This is a genomic window from Dietzia sp. UBA5065, assembly GCA_002415925.1.
Classification (GTDB): domain Bacteria; phylum Actinomycetota; class Actinomycetes; order Mycobacteriales; family Mycobacteriaceae; genus Dietzia.
This window is the reverse complement of the sequence record DIAZ01000140.1, coordinates 24,351-27,435: the sequence shown is the minus strand read 5'-3', so window position 1 is coordinate 27,435 and position 3,085 is coordinate 24,351. Positions and strand designations below refer to the sequence as shown.

The 3,085-nt window shown below is 72.2% G+C and carries 5 protein-coding genes; 2 read left to right on the top strand and 3 right to left on the bottom strand.

Annotated elements, in window-relative coordinates; all coding sequences use genetic code 11:
- On the top strand, positions 1-912 hold a 912-nt coding region (locus B4M60_RS11240; RefSeq protein ID WP_291083762.1), incomplete at its 5' end, for an ATP-binding cassette domain-containing protein.
- A complete protein-coding gene (locus B4M60_RS11235) occupies positions 909-1,772 on the top strand; it encodes an ABC transporter permease (protein WP_291083758.1) in 864 nt (287 codons plus the stop codon). The genes B4M60_RS11240 and B4M60_RS11235, both read left to right, overlap by 4 nt.
- Here B4M60_RS11235 and B4M60_RS11230 read toward each other — a convergent pair.
- From B4M60_RS11230 to B4M60_RS11220, 3 genes are all read right to left on the bottom strand, one after another.
- Positions 1,769-2,113, bottom strand: a complete 345-nt coding sequence (locus tag B4M60_RS11230; RefSeq protein ID WP_291083755.1) for a transcriptional regulator — start codon at positions 2,111-2,113, stop codon at positions 1,769-1,771. The two genes, B4M60_RS11235 and B4M60_RS11230, sit on opposite strands and share 4 nt — an antisense overlap.
- Positions 2,110-2,613 (bottom strand): hypothetical protein, encoded by a 504-nt coding sequence (locus B4M60_RS11225; RefSeq protein WP_291083753.1) that lies wholly within the window; start codon positions 2,611-2,613, stop codon positions 2,110-2,112. Before B4M60_RS11225 ends, B4M60_RS11230 begins: the two co-directional genes overlap by 4 nt.
- Before the next feature lie 64 nt (positions 2,614-2,677).
- Positions 2,678-3,085 (bottom strand): hotdog fold domain-containing protein (locus B4M60_RS11220; RefSeq protein ID WP_291083750.1); only part of this gene is annotated, 408 nt, incomplete at its 5' end.

Here is a 3,085-nt window from a genome sequence, read left to right as displayed (position 1 = left end):
GACATCTCCTTCTCCGTGCCCGCCGGCTCGGTGCTGGGGCTGCTCGGCCCCAACGGGTCGGGCAAGACCACCACCATCCGGATGATGACCACGCTGAGCCCGCCGACCTCCGGCACCGCCAGGGTCGCGGGGCACGACGTGGCGCGGGAACCAGCCGAGGTGCGCAAGGCCATGGGCATGACGGCCCAGTCCGCGACGGTGGACGAGCTCCTCACGGGCCGGGAGAACCTCCGCCTGATCGGGGACCTCTACGGGTTGCCCAAGAAGAGGGTGCGGTCGCGGGCCGACGAGTTGCTGGAGAGGTTCTCGCTCGCCGACGCGGCCACCAAGGTGGCCAAGAGCTACTCCGGCGGCATGCGGCGTCGGCTCGACCTGGCCGCCAGTCTCGTCGCGGCGCCCCCGGTGCTGTTCCTCGACGAGCCCACGACCGGGCTGGACCCGCGCTCGCGCAACGAGCTGTGGGAGGTGCTGCGCGACCTGGTCCGCGACGGGACGACGCTGCTGCTCACCACCCAGTACCTCGACGAGGCCGACCAGCTGGCCGACCGCGTGATCGTGATCGATCACGGCCGCGTGATCGCCGAGGGCACCCCGCTGCAGCTCAAGGACCGTTCCGGGGCGGCGAGCCTGGTCATCACCGTCTCCCGTCCCGAGGACGTCGACGAGGCCGCGCGCGTCCTGTCCGGCCGGATCGCCGAGCTGCACGTGGACCGGGACTCCCGACGCCTCACCGCGCCCTCGGAGGGGGTGTCGGCCCTGGGCGAGATCGCCGCCGCCTTCACCGAGGCCGGGATCGAGCTGGACGACATCGGCCTCCAGCGTCCCAGCCTGGACGACGTCTTCCTCTCCCTCACCGGCCGCAAGGCCGAGGACTCGCAGAACCTCCCGACCCACGAGGAGCACCGGTCATGAGCACCGCCGCCGATCCCGCCCCCGCGGCCACCACCAGCGGGCACTTCACCGTCCCCGTCCGGCCCGACGGGCCGTCGCTCGCCCGTCAGATCTCCGCGCTGGTCCGCCGCAACCTCCTCCACATCCGGCGCCAGCCGGAGAACCTCGCCGACGTCACCATCCAGCCGGTGATGTTCGTCCTGCTCTTCGCCTTTGTCTTCGGCGGCGCCATCGCGGTCGCCGGCGGGAACTACCGCGAGTGGCTGCTGCCGGGGATCATGGCGCAGACCATGGCGTTCTCCTCGTTCGTCGTGGCCTCCGGGCTGTGCAACGACCTCAACAAGGGGATCATCGACCGCTTCCGGACGCTGCCCATCCAGCGCGCGTCGATCCTCGTCGCCCGCAGCGCCTCCAGCCTCATCCACTCGTCGATCGGTGTGGTGGTCATGTCGCTCACGGGACTGATGGTGGGGTGGCGGATCCGCAGCGGGATCGTCGACGCCCTGCTCGGGTACCTCATCCTGCTGGGCTTCGGGTTCGTCATGATCTGGATCGGCATCGTCGTGGGGTCGCGGCTGAAGACCATCGAGGCGGTCAACGGCGTCATGTTCACCACGACGTTCCCCATCACGTTCGTCGCCAACACCTTCGCCCCGCCGGAGTCGATGCCCACGTGGCTGCGGACGATCGCCGAGTGGAATCCGCTCTCCTCGGTGGTGCAGGCCATGCGCCAGCTCTGGGGCAACGCCCCCGCCGTCGGCCCCGACGCCGCGCTGCCGCTGCAGCACCCGGTGGCGGCGTCGCTGCTGTGGATCGTGGGGCTCACCGTGATCATCGCCCCGATCGCGGTCAAGGCGTTCGACGCCCGCACCCGCGACTAGGGCCGCGCCGACGCGGCACCGTCCCCGGCCGCGCCCTCCGCCGCCGCCGCGAGCTCGCGCAGGGCCTCGAGGTGCGCGGCAAAGGCGCGCCGCCCCTCGCCGGTGAGGGACAGCCAGGTCCGGGCCCGACCGGTGTGTCCGGGTGCCTTGGACGTTCCTGCGAAGCCGGCATCCACGAGCACCTTGAACTGCTTGGACAGGACCGAGTCGGCCACTCCCAGCTCGTCGCGGACCGCGCCGAACTCCATGGAGTCGACGGGGGCGAGCAGGGCGCAGATCCGGAGCCGGTGCGGGGCGTGGATGACCTCGTCGAAGCGCGGGGTCGGTCGGCGCCCGCTCACCGCGCCGGTCCGGGGAGCGGGGCGGTGCCGGAGCGGATCTCGTCGCGCAGCGCCGCGTCGACCCGCCGCCCCAGCACGACGGTGGCGACGAGGGTGACCGCCGCCAGCGTCACCGCGAACCACGCCGGGTAGGACACGTCCGCGACCGTCGCGAGGAGGGCCGCCCCCATCGTCGCGCCCAGGACCACCGCGTAGAGGATCCACCACCGCCGCGAGGCGGGTCCCGCGGAGCGCAGGTCGACCCACAGGCCGGTGGCCCGGCGGTAGGCGCCGACGAGCGCCCCCAGGCCGGTGGCGCCCAGCAGCGTCACCACGATCACGGCCCCGTTCGGCAGGGCCAGCGCGTTGGCGGCCACGATCGCGGCCATGATCGCGCCGAGGATCGGGTGGTACCACCACGGGGTGATCAATCGGTCCGCGACGGACTCGCGTGAGGCCGCGACGTCGGCGAGCGCGTCCCGGGGGTCGTAGTCGGACGCCTGGCCGCTGAAGCTTTCCATGCCGGAAAGGGTAAGGGGTCGCGGGACTTTCCGCAACGGAAAGTCGTGATCCGGCCGCCGGCGCTCAGGCCCTCTTCGCGGGCGAGACCCGGATGGTGATGGTCCCCACGACCGGCTCCACCCCGGCGTCGTCGACGAAGGTCAGGGGCACCTCGACGTCCTGGCCGGAGGTGATCGCGGCGAAGTCGGGCAGTTCGTCCCACTGGGCCGTCACCGTCATCCCGCCGGTCGACCTGGCCGGGTACCGCACGGACATCCCCACGGGGATCCAGCGGTGGGTGGGCGGGACGGAGGCCTCCGCGAGCATGCCCATCGCCATCTCGGCGAGGTTGCAGGCGGCTATCACGTGGAACGTGCCGATGTGATTGCGATTGCCCCACCAGCCGGGGCCGCGCACCACGCACCGCCCGGGCCGCAGTTCCACGACGTGCGGGAGGGCGGTGCGGAAGTACGGCGCCTTGAGGCTCACCGC